The sequence below is a fragment of the Bartonella elizabethae F9251 = ATCC 49927 genome (assembly GCF_000518165.1).
GTDB lineage: Bacteria > Pseudomonadota > Alphaproteobacteria > Rhizobiales > Rhizobiaceae > Bartonella > Bartonella elizabethae.
In genome coordinates this window covers 23556-41013 of record NZ_JADB01000005.1, presented here as the reverse complement: position 1 = coordinate 41013, position 17458 = coordinate 23556, and the positions used below count along the sequence as shown (strand labels likewise).

Below are 17458 nucleotides of genomic sequence, written 5' to 3'. Positions count from 1 at the left end.
TGCAGTTAGGAAACATCAATTGTTGGACCAAAAATTTGTTCAAAAGCCTGTTTGAGAGCAATATCAATATCATGCATTGTTACAGGGCACCCTAGATCAAGAAAGCTTGTTACACCGTGGTTTGTAATTCCACAAGGAACAATTCCTGAATAATGGGCTAAATTAGGATTAACATTGATAGAAACGCCATGAAAACTTATCCATTTGCGCACTCGAATGCCAATCGCTGCAATTTTATCTTCGGAAGAAAGATCATTTTGTTTTGATGGGCTATGAGATTGTTTAACCCAGACACCAACGCGATCTTCTCTGCGTTCGCCTTTAATATTAAAGCGCGCAAGCATTTGTATGATCCATTCTTCTAATGCACTAATGAAAGCACGAATGTCTTGTTTTCGGCGTTTAAGATCAAGCATAATATAAGCAATACGCTGTCCTGGTCCATGATAGGTAAATTCACCTCCACGTCCTGCTTCGTAAACAGGAAATAAATGAGGCGCTAAGAGATCCTTTTTATCTGCACTCGTACCCGCAGTATAAAGGGAAGGGTGTTCAAGAAGCCAAACCTGTTCATGAGCCGTTTTTGCAAGAATTTTTTCCACACGTTCCTGCATGTAACGCAGCGCTTCAGGATATTCAACCAAATGATCACTTATTTTCCATTCAACGGGTGGATTCCCTAGAATTGCATTAAAATGATGTGATAAGTGACTACGATCCCTATGTTTCAATTCAAATGTCATTGGCAATATTTATCTTAATGTTTGAGTTTGTATTGTAATCAGAAAAATAACAAAAGCGTAAGATTAAGAGACACTTTATGAGAAATGCAATGAATTTTTAATGAGAAATGTAATGAGTTTTATTAAAAAGAACGTGTTATGTTCGTTTTACCATCTTCCTGTTGCACCACCACCACCTGATGATCCACCACCACCTCTGAATCCTCCTCCTCCTGAATGTCCACCAAAAATTCCACCAGAACCTCTACCCCTCGTATTTAAGTTTAAAAACCAAGGTGTGAAGATAATACCCATCCAAAGATACTTTCGTGGACCTATTTTCTGACCAAAAATCATAGCAAGAATGGGTAACCCCATGGCTATAAAGAGAATGAAAAACATGACTGTATTTATAATCATTTCTTCTTTTGCAGCTTGTTTACGTTGTTCTTCAACAGCTTTAGCTTTTTGTTTGAGTCGAAAAGAAAAATCTGCATCACTTTGTGTGATCACTTTGATAATTGCATGAACCGATTCAACAATTCCTTTTTGATAATTTCCTTCACGAAAATGAGGAATCATGAAGCTATTAATGATGACAGAGGAAATAGCATCTGTTAGTTCTCCTTCCAGACCATAGCCTACCTCAATACGTGCTTCACGTTCATTGGGTGCAATGACGATTAATACGCCGTTATTGATTTTTTTTTGGCCTAACTTCCATGTGCGAAAAAGAGAATTGCTGTAAGTTTCTATATCATTTCCCGAAAGAGTAGGGAGCGTTACAAGAACAATTTGATCTCCCGTTTTCTCTTCGAGTGTAGCAAGCTTTTCCGTTAAATTTCTCTTTGTTGCATGGTCAAGTAAATGAGCCATATCGTTGATATAGCCGGTTAAGGGAGGAAATTGAGTGTGTGCGTGAGTAACATTCCCCCATGTAATGATCAAGTAAAGAATGCTCAAAGAAATCCATAAACGTCGAAAAAAACGACGTTTTATAGCGTATTCAAACGATTTCATTAATTAAAATTAACCTTTGGAGTTTGTTGACTATCCGTATCGATGGTAAAAGTTGGCATCGGTTTGGCGTCACGAAACCATAATTTTGCCCAAATCATTGTTGGCATTGTTTTGAGTGCCGTGTTGTAGGCACGAACCGTTTCAATATAATCACGGCGTGCAACGGAGATACGGTTTTCAGTTCCTTCTAGCTGTGATTGAAGAGCAAGAAAGTTCTGGTTTGCTTTAAGATCCGGATAGTTTTCGACAACTGCCATAAGTCGCGAAAGTGCACTTGATAAATTGGCTTGATTTTTGAGATATTGCTGCATAATTTCCGGATTATTCAACATATCTGCATTAATGTTGACTTGTGTTGCTTTGGCACGTGCTTCAATGACATTTGTGAAAACGCTTTGTTCATGGGCGGCGTAAGCTTTAACTGTTTCTACAAGATTGGGGATGAGATCTGTACGGCGTTGATATTGATTGAGTACTTCACTCCATGCGGCGTGTGCTTTTTCTTCATTTGTTGGTATTGTGTTAAATCCGCAGCCACTTAAAAATGGTATTAACCCTGCCAAAAAAATAATGATTGAAAATTGTTTTAATATTTTAAACATTGAAGAAGTTTGTCCATTTAACATAAAGAGGTCTCCACAGATATTTTATGTATCATATAGGGTTTATCTTACTTGTGGAAAGTATTTTGAATTTTATAAACAGCTATTGTTATCAATAAATTGATATCTCTCTGCGTTTTTAGCACGCTTAAGTCACTTGTTGATATGAGGATAATAGCGAGAGTATAAATGTCATCTTATGAAAGATCAACACTGTTCATATCAATTATTCTTTACAGAAAAGTATATTATTTTCATAGGACTTTTTTATTTCAGAACGTAGAAAATAACAATTAACGAAGGGGAGAATATCGGTATCAAGCTTATAAAAAGAAGAGGCCGTTCCCATTTTTCTTCCTTTAGAAGATAAGCTTAACCTATTGGATAAAAAGGCTTTTAAATTATGGGTATTAACAATTATGAAGAAGGGGGGAAATTCCTGCATTGCAAAATGTTCAATGGCAAAATGAAAGGTTTGACGGATTAGCTGATGATTATGATCGCTATCTTCCTCGCTGCCTTCCTCACTTTATTTAAGATCATGTTTTTCCTTTTTAAGAATAAAAAGCATTTGTCCATCGTGATGTAGGGATTGGAATAGGCATTGCATGAGAGGGAATTGTTAAATTTTTAGGGAATAGCAGCAATATCATGCTATTTTTATCCTAAGGAATGGCTTTTAAAAAAGCATTTTCATTCAAAGAGAGATTATATCTTTTTTATTTTATAGGTTTTATAGAAGGGTTAATAATGTTAAGAATTATACTTTAATTGAATAAAGAAAGAAAATTATGACGATTATACTAAAACCGGGTGAGGTAACACTTAGCGAACTTGAAGCTATTTATTTTAATGGTGAAGTGAGTAAACTTCATCATGACACGCATTTAGCTATCGAGAAAGGAGCGCAGCGCATTGCTGAAATTGCTGCTGGAAGCGAGCCTGTATATGGGATTAATACTGGTTTTGGGAAATTGGCTTCCATTAAAATTGGTGCAGACAAAGTCACTGTTTTACAGAGAAATCTTATTTTGTCCCATTGTTGTGGGGTAGGCAATCCTCTTGCTGAAGATATTGTGCGTTTGATGATGAGTTTAAAGCTTATCTCTTTGGGAAGAGGGGCTTCTGGGGTTCGTCTAGAATTGGTCAATTTGCTGGAAAATATGCTTTCAAAGGGTGTTATTCCTGTCATTCCAGAAAAAGGATCTGTTGGCGCTTCAGGTGATCTTGCCCCACTTGCTCACATGGCTGCTGTTATGATGGGAGAAGGAGAAGCGTTTTTTCAAAAGGTTCGTATGAGTGGAGCGACTGCGTTAGAAAAAGCAGGGTTATCTCCTATTATTCTAGAGGCGAAGGAAGGTTTAGCTCTTATTAATGGGACTCAAACATCAACAGCACTTGCACTTGCTAACCTTTTCCGAGCTTATCGGGCATTGTGTGGTGGATTGTTGGCTGGGGCTTTAACGACAGATGCTACCATGGGGTCAACAGCGCCATTTCACCCTGATATCCATATTTTACGAGGCCATTATGGGCAGATTGCCGTATCAAAAACATTAGAAAAACTTGTAGAGGATTCAGAAATTCGTGCAGCACATTTACGGGGTGATGAGCGTGTCCAAGATCCTTATTGTATACGTTGTCAGCCACAGGTTATGGGGGCATGTTTTGATATTTTGCGAGCAGCAGCCAAAACACTGATTATTGAAGCAAATGCTGTTACAGATAATCCATTAATTTTAAGGAATGGTGAAGTTGTATCAGGTGGAAATTTTCATGCTGAGCCTGTAGCATTTGCGGCTGATCAGATTGCTCTTGCTTTGTGTGAAATAGGGGCTATTTCTCAACGGCGTATTGCTCTTATGGTTGATCCAGCAGTTTCTTATGGTCTTCCAGCTTTTTTAGCCAACAATGCAGGTCTTAATTCAGGTTTTATGATTGCTGAAGTAACAGCAGCAGCTTTAATGTCTGAAAATAAACAAATGGCTCATCCTGCTTCCGTTGATTCAACACCAACTTCAGCCAATCAAGAAGATCATGTTTCAATGGCTTGCCATGGTGCTCGTCGTCTATTGGTAATGAGCGAAAACCTTTTTACAATTATTGGCATTGAAACGCTTATTGCAGCACAAGGAATTGAATATCGCGCACCTTTAAAAACAAGTACTCTTTTGCAGTCTGTTATGGAATGTTTACGCAAAAATATTGCTTCTCTTAAGGAAGATCGCTATCTGGCTCCAGATCTTCATCAAGCACATATACTTGTACGTGAAGGGCATTTATTATCTGTTTTACCAGAAACAATTTTTCCTTCATTAAGTTTTCAATGATATTTGTTTTAAGGTTAATGAGGAAGGGCGGATATTAGATTTTGAAACTTCCTCATATAAAAATATAGAAAATCAATACTATATTTCAATTATTTAATCAATTGTGTATATATATTCTGTTCGTAATCAACTATATATATTTTACTTTATAGTGATCTGAATTTATCATCATAATTTTATAATCTATAAAATTGAAGTAAATATACTTTATGATTTCTATTAGAGATTTTTAATTTAAATAATATCCAAAAATTATATATTGTAATATTATGTTTTTATAATTATAAATTTATATTATATGCATTATATTAAATAAAAATTTTATTTTATATTCTTCTTATTTGTTAATACTTTATGAGTTTTATAGTTCATTTTTTGTATTTTAATTAAAAAAGGAGAAATAAATGTTTAAAAGTACTAGATTAGGTATTTTAACAACAATTCTTTTTTGTTTTTCACAAACTCTTGAAGTTCATGCAAATTTTTAGGAGAGGTAGATTTCCAGAGGGAATTTTTATTATGATGGTGTCTCAAGAGAAAGAGCCTCTTATTTTAGCTAAAAACAAAGGTTTTAGTAATATCTCAGGGCAAATTCCCACAGGAAAGGAGGGAGATATTATTGGACCAACAGTTAAAGATGCTCTTTTTACCGTATATTTTTTTTCATCGGAAAGCTTGTCGTTAAGGCTGTTGGAGCCCTTAGAAGGTGGGCTATAGCTTCACTTTATCATACTTTTAAAAATTGGCGAGATTCGCTTTATCATTGATTGAGTTCTTCAATTGACGTAAAAAGTTTGTTTTATGGGCTCAAAGAGAATTTACTTAAAGTCACAAAAATTAATTGTATGCATAGTGTTAGTGCGCTTGTTATGAACTTTTAGGCTTCTATTTCGGTGTACTGAGATAGAAGCCTAAAACTTCACACTACATTAAGACTAATTTTCTTTGTAAAAAGCCATGGAATACGAAATGAATTAAATGACAATTATAAAAAAATTCATTATCACTTTATTTCAATAAAATAATACGGAATTGCAGGTTATAAAAACTGTATAATTTGCCATATAAGTATTTTTTATTGTTTAGAGCAAAGCGTTGGACTGGCTGGTTTTTGATGTTTTTTGAAATATATTCGTGAAAGAAACATGAGACTTTATTTATCATAAAGCTGTTTATTGTGGTGTGGATTTTCGCCAACATTTTAATAAAGAAGGAAAGTAATGGCAAGAAATGAACTGAAACGAGGGATGAGTAAGCGCCAAGTTATTTTTTTAGCTCTTGGCTCTGCTATTGGAACAGGTCTTTTTTATGGATCAGCCCAAGCAATTAAGCTTGCAGGTCCCAGTGTTTTGATTGCCTATTGTATTTCTGGTTTAGCTATTTTTATGGTTATGCGGGCTTTAGGAGAGATGATCCTTCATAATCCATTACCTGGTTCTTTTGCGCGTTATGCGGCAAATTACATATCGCCATTGGCAGGTTTTTTAACGGGGTGGACATATGTATTTGAGATGATTCTTGTTGGTTTGGCTGATATTACAGCTTTTGCGACTTATATGGGGTTTTGGTACCCTGATGTTGCTCCTTGGGTATGGGCTCTGAGTATTACACTCATCATTACAGGTATTAATTTAGCTGCTGTAGAAGTCTATGGTGAGCTAGAATTTTGGCTGTCTTCTATTAAAGTAATCGCTATCATTGCAATGATTATTTTAGGCATAGCAATTATTTTTTGGGGGTGGGGTGAAGATGCTCATTCTTCTACTGTTACTGTTCATAATTTATGGAAGAATGGTGGTATTTTCCCCAATGGTTGGTTTGGTTTTTTAGCTTGCTTTAGTGTTGTTGTTTTTGCTTTTGGTGGTATAGAAATCATTGGCATGGCAGTCATGGAAGTTCAAAACCCTCATCAAACGATTTCAAAGGCAATTAATTCTACTCCATTTCGTATTTTGCTTTTTTACATCATGACATTAGCTATTTTAATGTCTCTTTATCCTTGGAATGAGATTGGTCTTATGGATAGTCCTTTTGTATCCATTTTTGAAAATCTTGGGATTTCATATGCAGCAAATATTTTAAATATTGTTGTTGTTACAGCGGCTATTTCGGCAATGAATAGTGGAATGTATGGTGCTTGTCGTATGATCCATGGTTTATCGCAGGAAGGTTATGCTTTAAAGAAGTTTCAATATTTATCAAAAAACGGTATACCAGTTTTTGTTATTTTGATGATCTTCATTATTTTTCTTCTTGGTGCTGTCCTTAATTATTTTTATCATGAAAAGCTTTTTTTTCTTATTGCAGCAATGGCAACGTTTGCGACAGTTTTTGTTTGGATGATGATTCTACTTTCGCAAATTTTTATGCGAATTAAGATGCCTAAAGAAGTACAGAATGCTTTAAACTTTCCTATTCCACTTTGGCCGATAGGGTCAATTTTTTCTATTTTATTTATGGTTTTTATTTTTATTCTCTTATGGTACTTCGATGAGACGCGACCAGTTTTAATTGTTGGTGTTGGTTGGATTGCTTGGCTTGTTATTTGTTTCTATGTCCTTAAGCTTTACAATTTTAAGCAAAAAAACTGCAATAAAACAAAGATTATAAATTAAAAAGAAAAAATGGATGTCTTCAGAAGAACGGGCATTCGATTTTTATCTTCCAAAGATTGGGATAATCTAAACTGAAAACAATCTACTCGTTATCGTTTTGCTTTGAACGTTTTTGTAAACCATTGCCTATAATAACAATCTCATCATATAAATACCAGATATTTTTTGATGGTAAGCTGTATCATTGATAATCATGCCATCAATATAAGTATTTCATGTTAAAATACCTAATATGTGAAAATATATTTTACCAGATACAGGGCTATAGGGGAGTACCTTTGTTCTAAAATTATTATTGAAGTTTTTTTAAAAGAGAAGTTATTGTGAGAATTATTTTTATTGTTTGATTTATGTTGTTTTAATCTATACTCAACCGAGCCAATAAATTATTTTATAAGCTTTTTTAAAATTCAGTTTTTAAATTTTGTTATTTAAGAAATCGCTAATCTTTTAAAAGCGAAGGTGGCTTTATTATACATTTCCCTGTAAAGAAGCGCTGGAGTTTTCTGCGTCTTTTAAAAGGATATTGCGGTTAGAGGGTAAAGAGGAGGAGTTTTTTATTTTTATTATCATTTTTTCTCAAAGAGAATTGGTGTAGGTAGAAAATGCAGATAACAGAGTGATTAGGGCATTGTACTATTGTGTTTGTAAAAGCTTTAATAAAGAAGCAGTAAGGTATCACAATACAATCTCATAGAAGAGTTAATCTTAAGAAAACGGTAGGCGTGTGACTGTTTTTTCACGATACTGTTATGGCTATCAAAAGAGTAGGAAGCAAGCCTTACTTTTTTATAAACTTATGTTTTATCGACTGTTTTTTGCGGATTTTTGTTACAAAATTAATAATATCGATACAGGGCTAATTTTTATCATAAGTGGACAAAGGACCAAATGCGTTTTGCAACTGTATTGAGGTCAAAAATGATGCAATATTATCATCAAAGGTGCACAAAAGAAGTATGATCAGCAAGAATAATCATTAGAAAATGGTTTCTTGCATCAGAAATCTGCCAATACATTTCAATCGCATACTACAACGGTTTTCTCCATTCTTGGGGCGATGGGCAATATTGACGTGGATGCAAAAAAAGAAGCTATAGTTACTGCTTCCCATATGATTGCAGATCAAGATATCAACGAGATAGGACAAAGCGTGACGATTGATGGTATGACAGGCCATCATAGCAGCTATTCACAGACGCATGAAATGGGTTTTGTGTTGATTTAGGCAAGGGATTTGTTTTGATATACAGGAGTGAGGGAAAATAGTAAAATGAGGAAGGTTTTGAACATCAAGGACCTTCTCTCAATGGGAAAAATATTACCATCACCGCTAAAAAAGACGATATAACGGTTTATGGTGGCGGGATACCAAAAATTTTTGAAAAATAACTTTGGGGGGATGAGCAATTGAACACAAGAAGCAAAAGATCTGATGTATGTCTATAGTAACAGAGGATTGCATTTTTATGCCATAGTCGTAGCTGTTTGACAGGCTTTAATGCGCTGTATTCTTTCAAAAAAGAAGGTGTTCACGGGATAGCTAACGAAAACACGAATATCAGTTTCTATGGACTAGCGGTGAATACTTTGGTTGTAGTAGGTCTATTAGGTTATGTGAGTGATGGCAAACAAATCAGTGTTGGCTTTGATGGGCATAGAGATGACTTTGTAAGCAGAGTGATTGGTGGCAATGGCTATACTTACGAGACAGTACCTGCTGGCAGTAACTGGTGGAAAGAAGCATGGAAAATGTTCACAGACCCTTACAATCTTCATACTTGCTTTGGAGATGCGGGAAATAAGTGTAGGATATTTTTCGTCTCATCTCATCTAGAAAAAAAACTCGAATTAGATCATGGAGAAAGAGTGAAACAAACTTTAAAGCTATTAGATGCTGTAACTTTGTTAGGTATTGCAGGATGTCAGTTTAATAAAACTTCTGGAAGGCATTTGAGTGCTTGGAGAAGCTGAGAGCAGATTTTACTGAGAGAGGAAAAGCTTTGCTAGAATGTGGCATGCCAACCCCTTATAATGTCGATCCAGAAAACAGAAAGATTAGTATCAATGCAAAAGCAACAATTTATGCTTGTATGCTTCAAGCAGGGTTCCGCTATAAAGATGAAGAGGTAGCAAGAACGGGAGGGCTATGTTATACTTTTAGAGCCGAAAACCTTTCCATTTGTCGTCCAGGTGCAGTTATCCCCCAGAGAAGTGTCAAGAGACGCTTGAACAGTCCGTTTTGTAGAAAATATAACAATAGTCATAAATGCTAACCTTAAGCTTTGCTGTTTGTGAAAATTACAATCCCCATTTCCATGCTTGTGCGAGATTGTTTTCTCAATCAACCGTCCCGACATTATTTATCTATGGGAGCGACAAATGTAGGCGCAAAAATTTATAAAAATATCTATTTTAATTGTAATCAAAATATTGAGAATAATTATAAACATAACGTTGATAGAATATGATTTTAGTAGTAATTTTACTATATTTTTGATATAATATCAGTGGCGTATCATCGGAAAAGATAATGAAGGGGATAATGTCCATCATTGTTTTGCAATAAAAAAACAGCATATAAATAATTTATAGATTGTTTCGTGATATCAAAATTATTCAAGGATAGGAAAATGAAGCAGATTTTAAAATTATTAAGTGGGATAACCTTATTTGTTATGGCTGGATGCTTTCCAGAACAGCCTTCTCGGACAGCTGTAGATACATGGGAAAAGCCTGGTACAGATCAACTTGAGATCAAGAAAGCTCTATTGGAGTGCGGAATGCAGCATTTGGATGGTCGTTTTGATACAGAAAAAAGTACCGATGAAAAGTTCAATGCAGAGGAGTCTGTGAATGCATGTATGATACAAGCAGGTTTCCAGGATAAATTGGGAAGGGTGAAGTGGTGTGAGAAATATGAAAATCTTCCTATTTGTCAGCCTGATGCTGTTATTCCTCAACGAAGTGTAGAGAGGCGCTTGAATAGTCCTCATTGTGAAGAGAACAAAGAACAACCCGAATGTCAGCCTTAAGTTGAGGTTGCTATAATCGATCATCCTCATATTTCTTATTCTCGCAGGGGGGGCGAGGTTGCTTTTTCCGTGTATGATCTCTATGCTCTCTAGAGTTGTCTTACGGGCGAGAGAAAATATTGGCAAACTTATCAGCCTTTTTATTGCAAATATTAAAGGGGGGAAATGAAAAAAATATTGAAATTATTAAGTGCGATAGTTTTATTAAACTCTTCTGGATGTGTTAGCAAACCTCCTCCATCGACGCTGGCATTATGGGAAAAGCTAGGTGTCAATAAGTCTGTGGTCCAACAAGCACTATCAAAATGCGGCTGGAAACCAATCTATGCTTCTTCTGAAAATATGGATTCGCGTGCAAGTAAGTTTGCAGCAATTTATGAATGCATGACTAAAGCAGGTTATCGGTACAAATTGCAAGATTCAAAAGGAATCTATTTTTCATCGCCGCCGCGAAGTGACTCATTTTTAGTCAATTTAATGATAGCAGGGTATCAGCAGACTATGGAAAATGATATTTTTGGTGTAACCAATTCGACAAAGCAAGAGCAAGATTTGATGTTACGGATTGAGAATGATAAAAAACGTCAGAAAATAAAAAAAGCTTTGAAAAAGTGAAATATTCATCTTTATTGAAATGAAATATTATGGAGAAGCGAAAGAAAAATACAACTCTTTTACCTCTTGATATAGTGATATTCATCGGCTTTGAGAGTGCAAAAGTGTTATTGTCAAATGATAATATCGGGGAATATTTAGAAATTTATTTGATATAAAAAGTGGCAAAAAATGGTTTTACTAACATAGCTACTTTAAGGATAATAGATAGTTTTTTTCAATAGCACTGATTTAATGTAGAAATTGTATACATTCGCTTACATTTCAGTGCGTGTTTTCTTGGATTTGTGTTGTGGTTGAAGAAATGATGCGGTTTATGTGATATTTATATTAATATATGATATTTATATTAATATATTTTGATCGTTTGAATCTTAAAAATTATTCTTATTTTGTTATATTTTATTTTGGGAAATGAGATAAATTAAGCATTATATCTCTTCAAAATTCAAATTTCTTCCCGTTTTTTGAAATTAATTTTATGGTACTTTGTGCCATAACTCTCAACATTTTTGGGATAAATCTTTAAAGAGATTGTTATTCTCAAGGGTATTTTTTTAATTTTTGTTCTTTCTTTACATAAAACACAAAGCATATTATAAAAAGCTATCATTTATCATAAAAAATAAAATAATTTTGTTTATTTTTCTCTTATTGTATTTAACTTTTCGTTTATTGTTTTGCCCGCATTTTTTATTTTTGTTGTAAAAAGAAAGTTTTGAAAAGCAATGATAATCAAAGTATCTCATAATCGCTTGTATTCGTGCGTTTTTACAGCAGCTATTTTTTCTTTTTTATTCAATATAAATATTGAAGCACATTCTCACCCATTTGTGTCACTGTCATGTGACAAAAACAAATTGCCCTATGAATGCAGTGATGGCGCAAAGCATACAGTTAGTGATCAAATATATAAGATCACGGCACCTATTCAACCAAAGAGTGAGGAGGGGAGTTCTCTGTCCTTGCCTTTTGTTATAGCAGTACAGGAGCCCAATACAGTTATTCAAGCAATGCGTATAGAGATTGAAGGTACTGCAGGTACTGAAGATATTTATGGTGTTGTTGTATCACGAGGGGGAAAAATTGTCTTGAGCGATTCAGCTTTTAAAAATGTGTCAATAGGTCTTAAAGCTGATCGTGGAATAATTGAGGTTAATCGTGGAACAATTGAAGCTACTCGGGTCGCTGCTTATGCAGAGAAGGTAGGAGCATCTGTTACATTAACGGATACAAAAATTAAAGTGGAAGGTCAGGGGATTGGTCAAGAGAGTGCCCTTTTTGTTACGGCTGATGCGGGTATTCAGATGAAAGGTGGATTTATTGATGTGAATGATGCCGCTGCACTTTATGTAGAGAGAGGAGGGAGTGCAACTCTAGATGATGTTACCATTACTTCAAAACGTCAAAAAACAAAAGATAGAGAAAATACAAATGAAAAAATTGCGCATACAGTTTTCAATTTAAAACAGCAAGGCTCTGTTTATTTAAAAAAGACGAATATTGTTTCTACGGATGTTCATATTTTAACAGTTGGACAAGATTTTAACACACAATCTGCTGTCGGCAGGGACGGAAATCTTTTAATCTCGCGGGTGAATATTGAAGATTCAACCATTAAGGCAATAGGAAACAAGCATGGTATGCATTTTGAAATGGGAGAGGAGACTAATGCGTACGAACAGGGACTTGTTTTTTTGAAAAGGACGGTTTTTGAGGTTCCTACTGGAACAGCTATTCATAGTCATAACAGTCAGAGTTATATTGCTGTAACAGAAGGGTCAAAAATTTCTGGTGATTTATTATTAACAGTTGAAAAAGGGGGGACTGTCGCGATTTTGGCTGATTCTTCTTCATTGATAGGAGGGACTCGTGTTGCTGATGATTCTATTGCTGAGCTTTATTTGACAAAAGGATCAAAATGGTTTTTGACAAGAAGAAGAGAGATAGATTCCCACGTTGCAAATCGTGCAAGTTCACTTATTTCATTTGTAAAACTTTCTGATAGTTTTATTGCTTTTGAAACACCAATGCTTCACATGTATCAGACACTTTATATTGGAAAGGGAGAGAAAGAAGTTTATAGTGCGCAAGATCGTGCGGATATTTATCTTAATACCTATCTCAGGCGTGATGGGTTGCTTGATAATAAAAAGACTGATCGGCTTTTGATACAGGGTGATGTTTCTGGAAAAACAACAGTTCATGTGCAATTTATTATCGAAAATCAGGAAGACTTAGCAACGGGTGAAAATGCTCAGAGTATTTCACTTATTCAGGTTTCTGGAAAAGCGGCAGAAGATTCTTTTCAATTAAATCGTGCTTATATTGCCGTAGAGGGTTCGCCTTACCAATATTATCTTCATGCCTATGGTTCAGATTCTTCTCTTGGACAAGCACAAACTTCTCAAAGATTGGTTGAGGGAGAGGGAGATTTTTGGGATTTTCGCCTTGAAAGTAAATATATTAAGCCTGTTTTAGGGGAGTCTAATCTTCCTCATTCTAAGTTAAAGATCAGAGAAGTTGTTCCACAAGTTCCGACCTATCTTCTGTTACAAAATGCTTTGTTTCATGTTGGACTCATGGATATCCATAATCAACAAAAGCAATTGCAAGCTACGCGGTCTATTTCTCGTAAGTTATTAAAAGTTAAAGAGAATTTTGCATTATCTGTTTACGGTTACGGTGGGAGTTATCGTTATGTCTCAGATTTGCCTCTCCTTGAATATGGGTACGATGGGAATGTTGATTATAACGCTATAGAAACAGATATTTTACTCAAAACAATAGAGAGGGCATATAGTACGATATCTTTTGGGATTATGGGAACCTATGGACAACTTTCCTTACAGCCTTGTGGCGTGGAACAAAGTCAAAAGAGTCCGTTTAATAAATGGGCATTTACGGCATACGGTCGTGTGAAACACAATACGGGTTTTTATGGAGATGGTCTTTTATCTTATGGTTTGATTAAAGGCGATGTTCTTACTCATGTTTGGGGTAAGACGGCGACATTAAAAGCAAATCCTCTGAGCGTTTCGTTGTCTGCTGGTAAAGTGCTTATGATAGGACAGGAAGGTCTTCTTTTTGATCCGCAGATTCAGCTTATTTATCAACATCTTCAATTTGATAAGTTTCGTGATATTGATGGAGTTGATGTTGAGATGAAAAAAGCAGATCAATGGTTGATGCGTATTGGAGGGTATTTAAGTAAAACATTTACGGCATATGAAAAGGATCGTATTATTTCTTTAAATGGCAATATTCATCTTGCTCATCGTTTTGGTGAAAAACAATTTGTTCATCTCAAAGATGTTTTCCAGTTAGGGGCTTTTGGTTCTTCTTTAGAAGCAGGTTTGGGGATTAATGCACAATTTTCTTCTAAAGTTACACTTCACAGTAATCTTAGCTATCAGCATAAGCTAACCAAGGCAGGCTTTTCTGGCATTCGTTTTTCTGGTGGATTGCGTTATCATTTTTAGTAGATGTGAAAGGATCACTTTGATTTAAATTTTTTTATCTGGTTGATAGAGAATTCAAATGCTTTAAAAAAATTTATCAATGAAACTCTAAATCTATTTGTATTTTTGGGGCTACGAATATATGAGATGCATCCGTCATTAGCTTTTTAAAATAGCAACACTGTTATCCTATTATGCTGTAAAAGACCGTTGTTTAAGGAGGTGAATATCAAGTATAACAGGCAGGAGTGTTGATTTTTAATTGGGGGCTTTTGCCGTTAAGTAAAAAAAGATGATGCGTAAAATGCACAGTTTCGTATTTCCACTTCGCTTTATAGACTATAAGAAGCATTTTAAAAGCATGTGAGTGTGTGTAAATGCCTCTCTTTTAGAGGGAGAGTATGCAAAGTTATGGATCAATTATCATTATTAAACTCAACATTTCCTTTAAGGAGAAGGCTTTTGCAAAATTTTAGGTAATCGCATTGTAATTGTGCTTGTCTTGATAAGATTCATATCAACATTAAGAGTCGTAGAAATGTCTCTATCAGGGTGTTTAAATATCGGTTTTCCATATAATACTTAAGGTATCATCAAGCCATTTATGGTAATCGTGTGCTTCTTGATCTGAGGCATGAACAGAGAAAATAAAACCAGGATATCCACCAAATGCTGGTGGAGGTGGTGAGATATGATCAGTTTCAAAGAAAATTATTGTTCTGGTGGTTTGAGGATGTTGTGCAACCTTATCGAGACCTGAAAATCCACAGAATCGTCCATATCCATGAAGAGGAATAATGTAATTTGCAGCCACTTTTTTAGCTGGGAGTATATCAGGAAGGTCGGGGTTTTGTTCAGCTAAAGCGGCATTCATACAAAGTTTTGCAAATGAAACTCCTGTGCCTTGCTCTACAATAAAATGGGAGACACCCGATCCACCGATACGAGCACCGATCTCAATGATATAAGGCAAGTTATTGGCATCTAGGCGTAGCTCTACATGGGCAGCACCCATATTTATACCAAGAGCTTTCACCCCAGAGCATGCAACCTCACATAAAGCAATAACGAGAGGATCATCTAGATCACAGCGTTGACGATAAATTGTTTCTTCAAACCATGGCCCTTCAGGTTGTCCTTTATCACCAACGGCTAGAACATGTACACCTGCTGTATCAACAAAACATTCTACGACAAACTCTTTTCCTGACAAATATTGTTCTATTACTAAACCTAAAGGTTTATTTGCATCATTAAAACGTGCCATGTCTTTATGCTGAACATTCCATACTGCTTTAATGAGATCAGGAAGTTCGGTGGAATTTTTAGCTAACATTACGCCTGTACTTGCCCATCCAGAGATGGGTTTAATGACGAGCGGATAGTCTAAGGCATGCACTTGTGATAGGTCTTCTGGATTATCTATATAAAGAAATCTTGGTGTTCTAAGCCCTGCTTTAGCAAAAGCTTGACGCATGAGATATTTATTTCGGGTTAATGCTGCTACTTCTGGTTCAATACTTGGAGCATTGATTTTTTTGGCAGCCAAAGCAGTCCATAGGATGGCTTCTTCACGCAGGGTCATAACCCCACAAATATTGCGTTCTTTTACGCCTGATGCAAAAGCGTCTAGAGCTGCCTCTGGATTATCAAAAATAGGAAGTTGCCAAGTTGAAGTGACTGCTGCAGGGAGCTGAATAGGAGTGCTTTCAGCGGTATCATAGATCATGACTAATTCGATATTAGCGGCTTGTGCTGCTTCAAATATAAAGGGTAGTTTTGCATTACGTTGGCAAACTAACGCGAGTTTTTTCATTTTATTTCCTCATTAAATTTGGAATTTTGGGAATGGCGTTTCTGTTGCCATTTAGATACCTTTGATGCATCTATAAATAAGAGTGACATCCCTATAACAGCCATTATCATGGCAATTATTTTGATCATATTGAGAGAAGGGCTCGAGCCGATGATCCATTCGCATGCAATCACTGCAAAAGGAGATAATACGCCAATAGTGTTGGCATATAATACGCCTCCCTCAGCGAGAACTTTTTGGTACAATACGTAAACGGGTGCTGAGCAAACAGTTGCTAAAATCAATATTTTCAATATATCTTCTAACTTAAGATAGAAGAGTGGGGTGGGATCAAAAATGAAGAATGGCATAAACGATGCTGCAGAAATTGTCGTGATCCAAGCCAATGAGGTGAGCAAAGGTAAATTTTTAAGATAACGTTTAGACAATAAACCATATGTAGAGTAAGAAAGCGCTGCTATTAAAGCAAGAGCTATTCCTATTAGGCTATAAGATTCACCCTCTATATTGTTTATATTAAATGCTATAGCTGCTACACTGACAATGATCATACCGATAAGCTTGAACCATGAGAACATAAGGCACTTCGTCAGAGTCCCCAATAGATAGGTAATGCCTGGAATAGTGGCTAAAACCATGGTTAAATCACTGGCTTTGAGTGATTTTAATGCACCAAAACTGCAGATAAAATATAGCGAAAATCCTAACACCGATAGAATTAAAAAAGAAGGTATCATTGAAAGCAAGGGAAGGGATCTGAAAACAGCTTTCTCACGAAAAAGTGTCATCACCCATAAGGCAGCGGCAGTCGCACACAACCTCAGTCCAACCGCATGCATGACAGGTATATTGCTCACCAAATTCTTAGATAATAACCAACTTATGGAAAACAATGCGAGAATGGCAAAGGTAAATAAGAATAACCGTCCTTTTAAGAAATTCAAAGATTTAATCCCCCAATAACGCGCTGTGCATAGTGTGATGTTGAAAAATTAAATCGTGACTGTGAGGTTTTTGGTTTTCCAAGATTATTTTGGATATAATCCTTAGCCTCTGCCAAATAAGCGTCAACACACCTAATGCTTCAAGCGCTTCTATATCTGCAATTACTAGCGATACTACTTGCTTAAGATGCTTTAAGTCAAATTGAATATAATCTTGAATCGTTTTAATCAATGTTTGTTTCGAATCAATATTTCTAAAAGAAAGATATAAGAAAAAAAATTCTTTTAAAAAATTATT

Annotated in this window: 12 protein-coding genes and 2 pseudogenes; 9 read left to right on the top strand and 5 right to left on the bottom strand. The window is 35.5% G+C overall.

Annotation, left to right across the window (positions count from 1 at the left end):
- Positions 1-5: 5 nt before the first annotated feature.
- The 3 genes from lipB to T429_RS0105925 all read right to left on the bottom strand — a co-directional run bounded on the left by lipB (position 6) and on the right by T429_RS0105925 (position 2368).
- On the bottom strand, positions 6-743 hold the full coding sequence (lipB, locus tag T429_RS0105935; protein WP_005775206.1) for a lipoyl(octanoyl) transferase LipB: 738 nt from the start codon (positions 741-743) through the stop codon (positions 6-8).
- Positions 744-890: 147 nt separating this feature from the next.
- On the bottom strand, positions 891-1742 hold the full coding sequence (locus T429_RS0105930) for a TPM domain-containing protein (RefSeq protein WP_005775207.1): 852 nt from the start codon (positions 1740-1742) through the stop codon (positions 891-893).
- Positions 1742-2368 (bottom strand): LemA family protein, encoded by a 627-nt coding sequence (locus T429_RS0105925; RefSeq protein ID WP_005773316.1) that lies wholly within the window; start codon positions 2366-2368, stop codon positions 1742-1744. The genes T429_RS0105930 and T429_RS0105925 overlap by 1 nt, the downstream gene beginning before the upstream one ends.
- Positions 2369-2788: 420 nt before the next feature.
- Here T429_RS0105925 and T429_RS11065 point away from each other — a divergent pair.
- The 9 genes and pseudogenes from T429_RS11065 to T429_RS0105865 form a co-directional block, all read left to right on the top strand.
- Positions 2789-2953 (top strand): annotated as a pseudogene (locus tag T429_RS11065) (class I SAM-dependent methyltransferase); the annotation flags it as partial.
- A gap of 182 nt (positions 2954-3135) precedes the next feature.
- Positions 3136-4674 carry a histidine ammonia-lyase gene (gene hutH / locus T429_RS0105915; protein ID WP_005775209.1) on the top strand — a complete coding sequence of 513 codons (1539 nt, stop codon included), beginning with the start codon at positions 3136-3138 and terminating at the stop codon, positions 4672-4674.
- Between the two features lie 519 nt (positions 4675-5193).
- Positions 5194-5391 (top strand): hypothetical protein, encoded by a 198-nt coding sequence (locus T429_RS11060; RefSeq protein ID WP_005775210.1) that lies wholly within the window; start codon positions 5194-5196, stop codon positions 5389-5391.
- A gap of 503 nt (positions 5392-5894) precedes the next feature.
- The gene (locus tag T429_RS0105905; protein WP_005773321.1) at positions 5895-7289 is read left to right on the top strand and encodes an amino acid permease; all 1395 of its coding nucleotides are present in this window, start codon (positions 5895-5897) and stop codon (positions 7287-7289) included.
- 994 nt (positions 7290-8283) lie between these two features.
- A complete protein-coding gene (locus T429_RS0105900) occupies positions 8284-8517 on the top strand; it encodes a hypothetical protein (RefSeq protein ID WP_026500902.1) in 234 nt (77 codons plus the stop codon).
- A gap of 641 nt (positions 8518-9158) precedes the next feature.
- Positions 9159-9565: pseudogene (locus T429_RS10860) on the top strand (hypothetical protein).
- A gap of 357 nt (positions 9566-9922) precedes the next feature.
- The gene (locus T429_RS0105885) at positions 9923-10324 is read left to right on the top strand and encodes a hypothetical protein (RefSeq protein ID WP_005773324.1); all 402 of its coding nucleotides are present in this window, start codon (positions 9923-9925) and stop codon (positions 10322-10324) included.
- A gap of 165 nt (positions 10325-10489) precedes the next feature.
- Complete coding sequence (locus tag T429_RS0105875) at positions 10490-10939, top strand: hypothetical protein (protein ID WP_005775213.1); 450 nt, start codon at positions 10490-10492, stop codon at positions 10937-10939.
- Positions 10940-11667: 728 nt separating this feature from the next.
- Positions 11668-14421, top strand: a complete 2754-nt coding sequence (locus T429_RS0105865; protein WP_005773326.1) for an autotransporter outer membrane beta-barrel domain-containing protein — start codon at positions 11668-11670, stop codon at positions 14419-14421.
- Between the two features lie 535 nt (positions 14422-14956).
- Here T429_RS0105865 and T429_RS0105860 read toward each other — a convergent pair.
- Together T429_RS0105860 and T429_RS0105855 are read right to left on the bottom strand one after the other, a co-directional pair.
- On the bottom strand, positions 14957-16216 hold the full coding sequence (locus T429_RS0105860; RefSeq protein ID WP_005773327.1) for an ATP-grasp domain-containing protein: 1260 nt from the start codon (positions 16214-16216) through the stop codon (positions 14957-14959).
- The gene (locus tag T429_RS0105855; protein WP_244548683.1) at positions 16213-17073 is read right to left on the bottom strand and encodes a DMT family transporter; all 861 of its coding nucleotides are present in this window, start codon (positions 17071-17073) and stop codon (positions 16213-16215) included. Before T429_RS0105855 ends, T429_RS0105860 begins: the two co-directional genes overlap by 4 nt.
- Positions 17074-17458 lie beyond the last annotated feature (385 nt).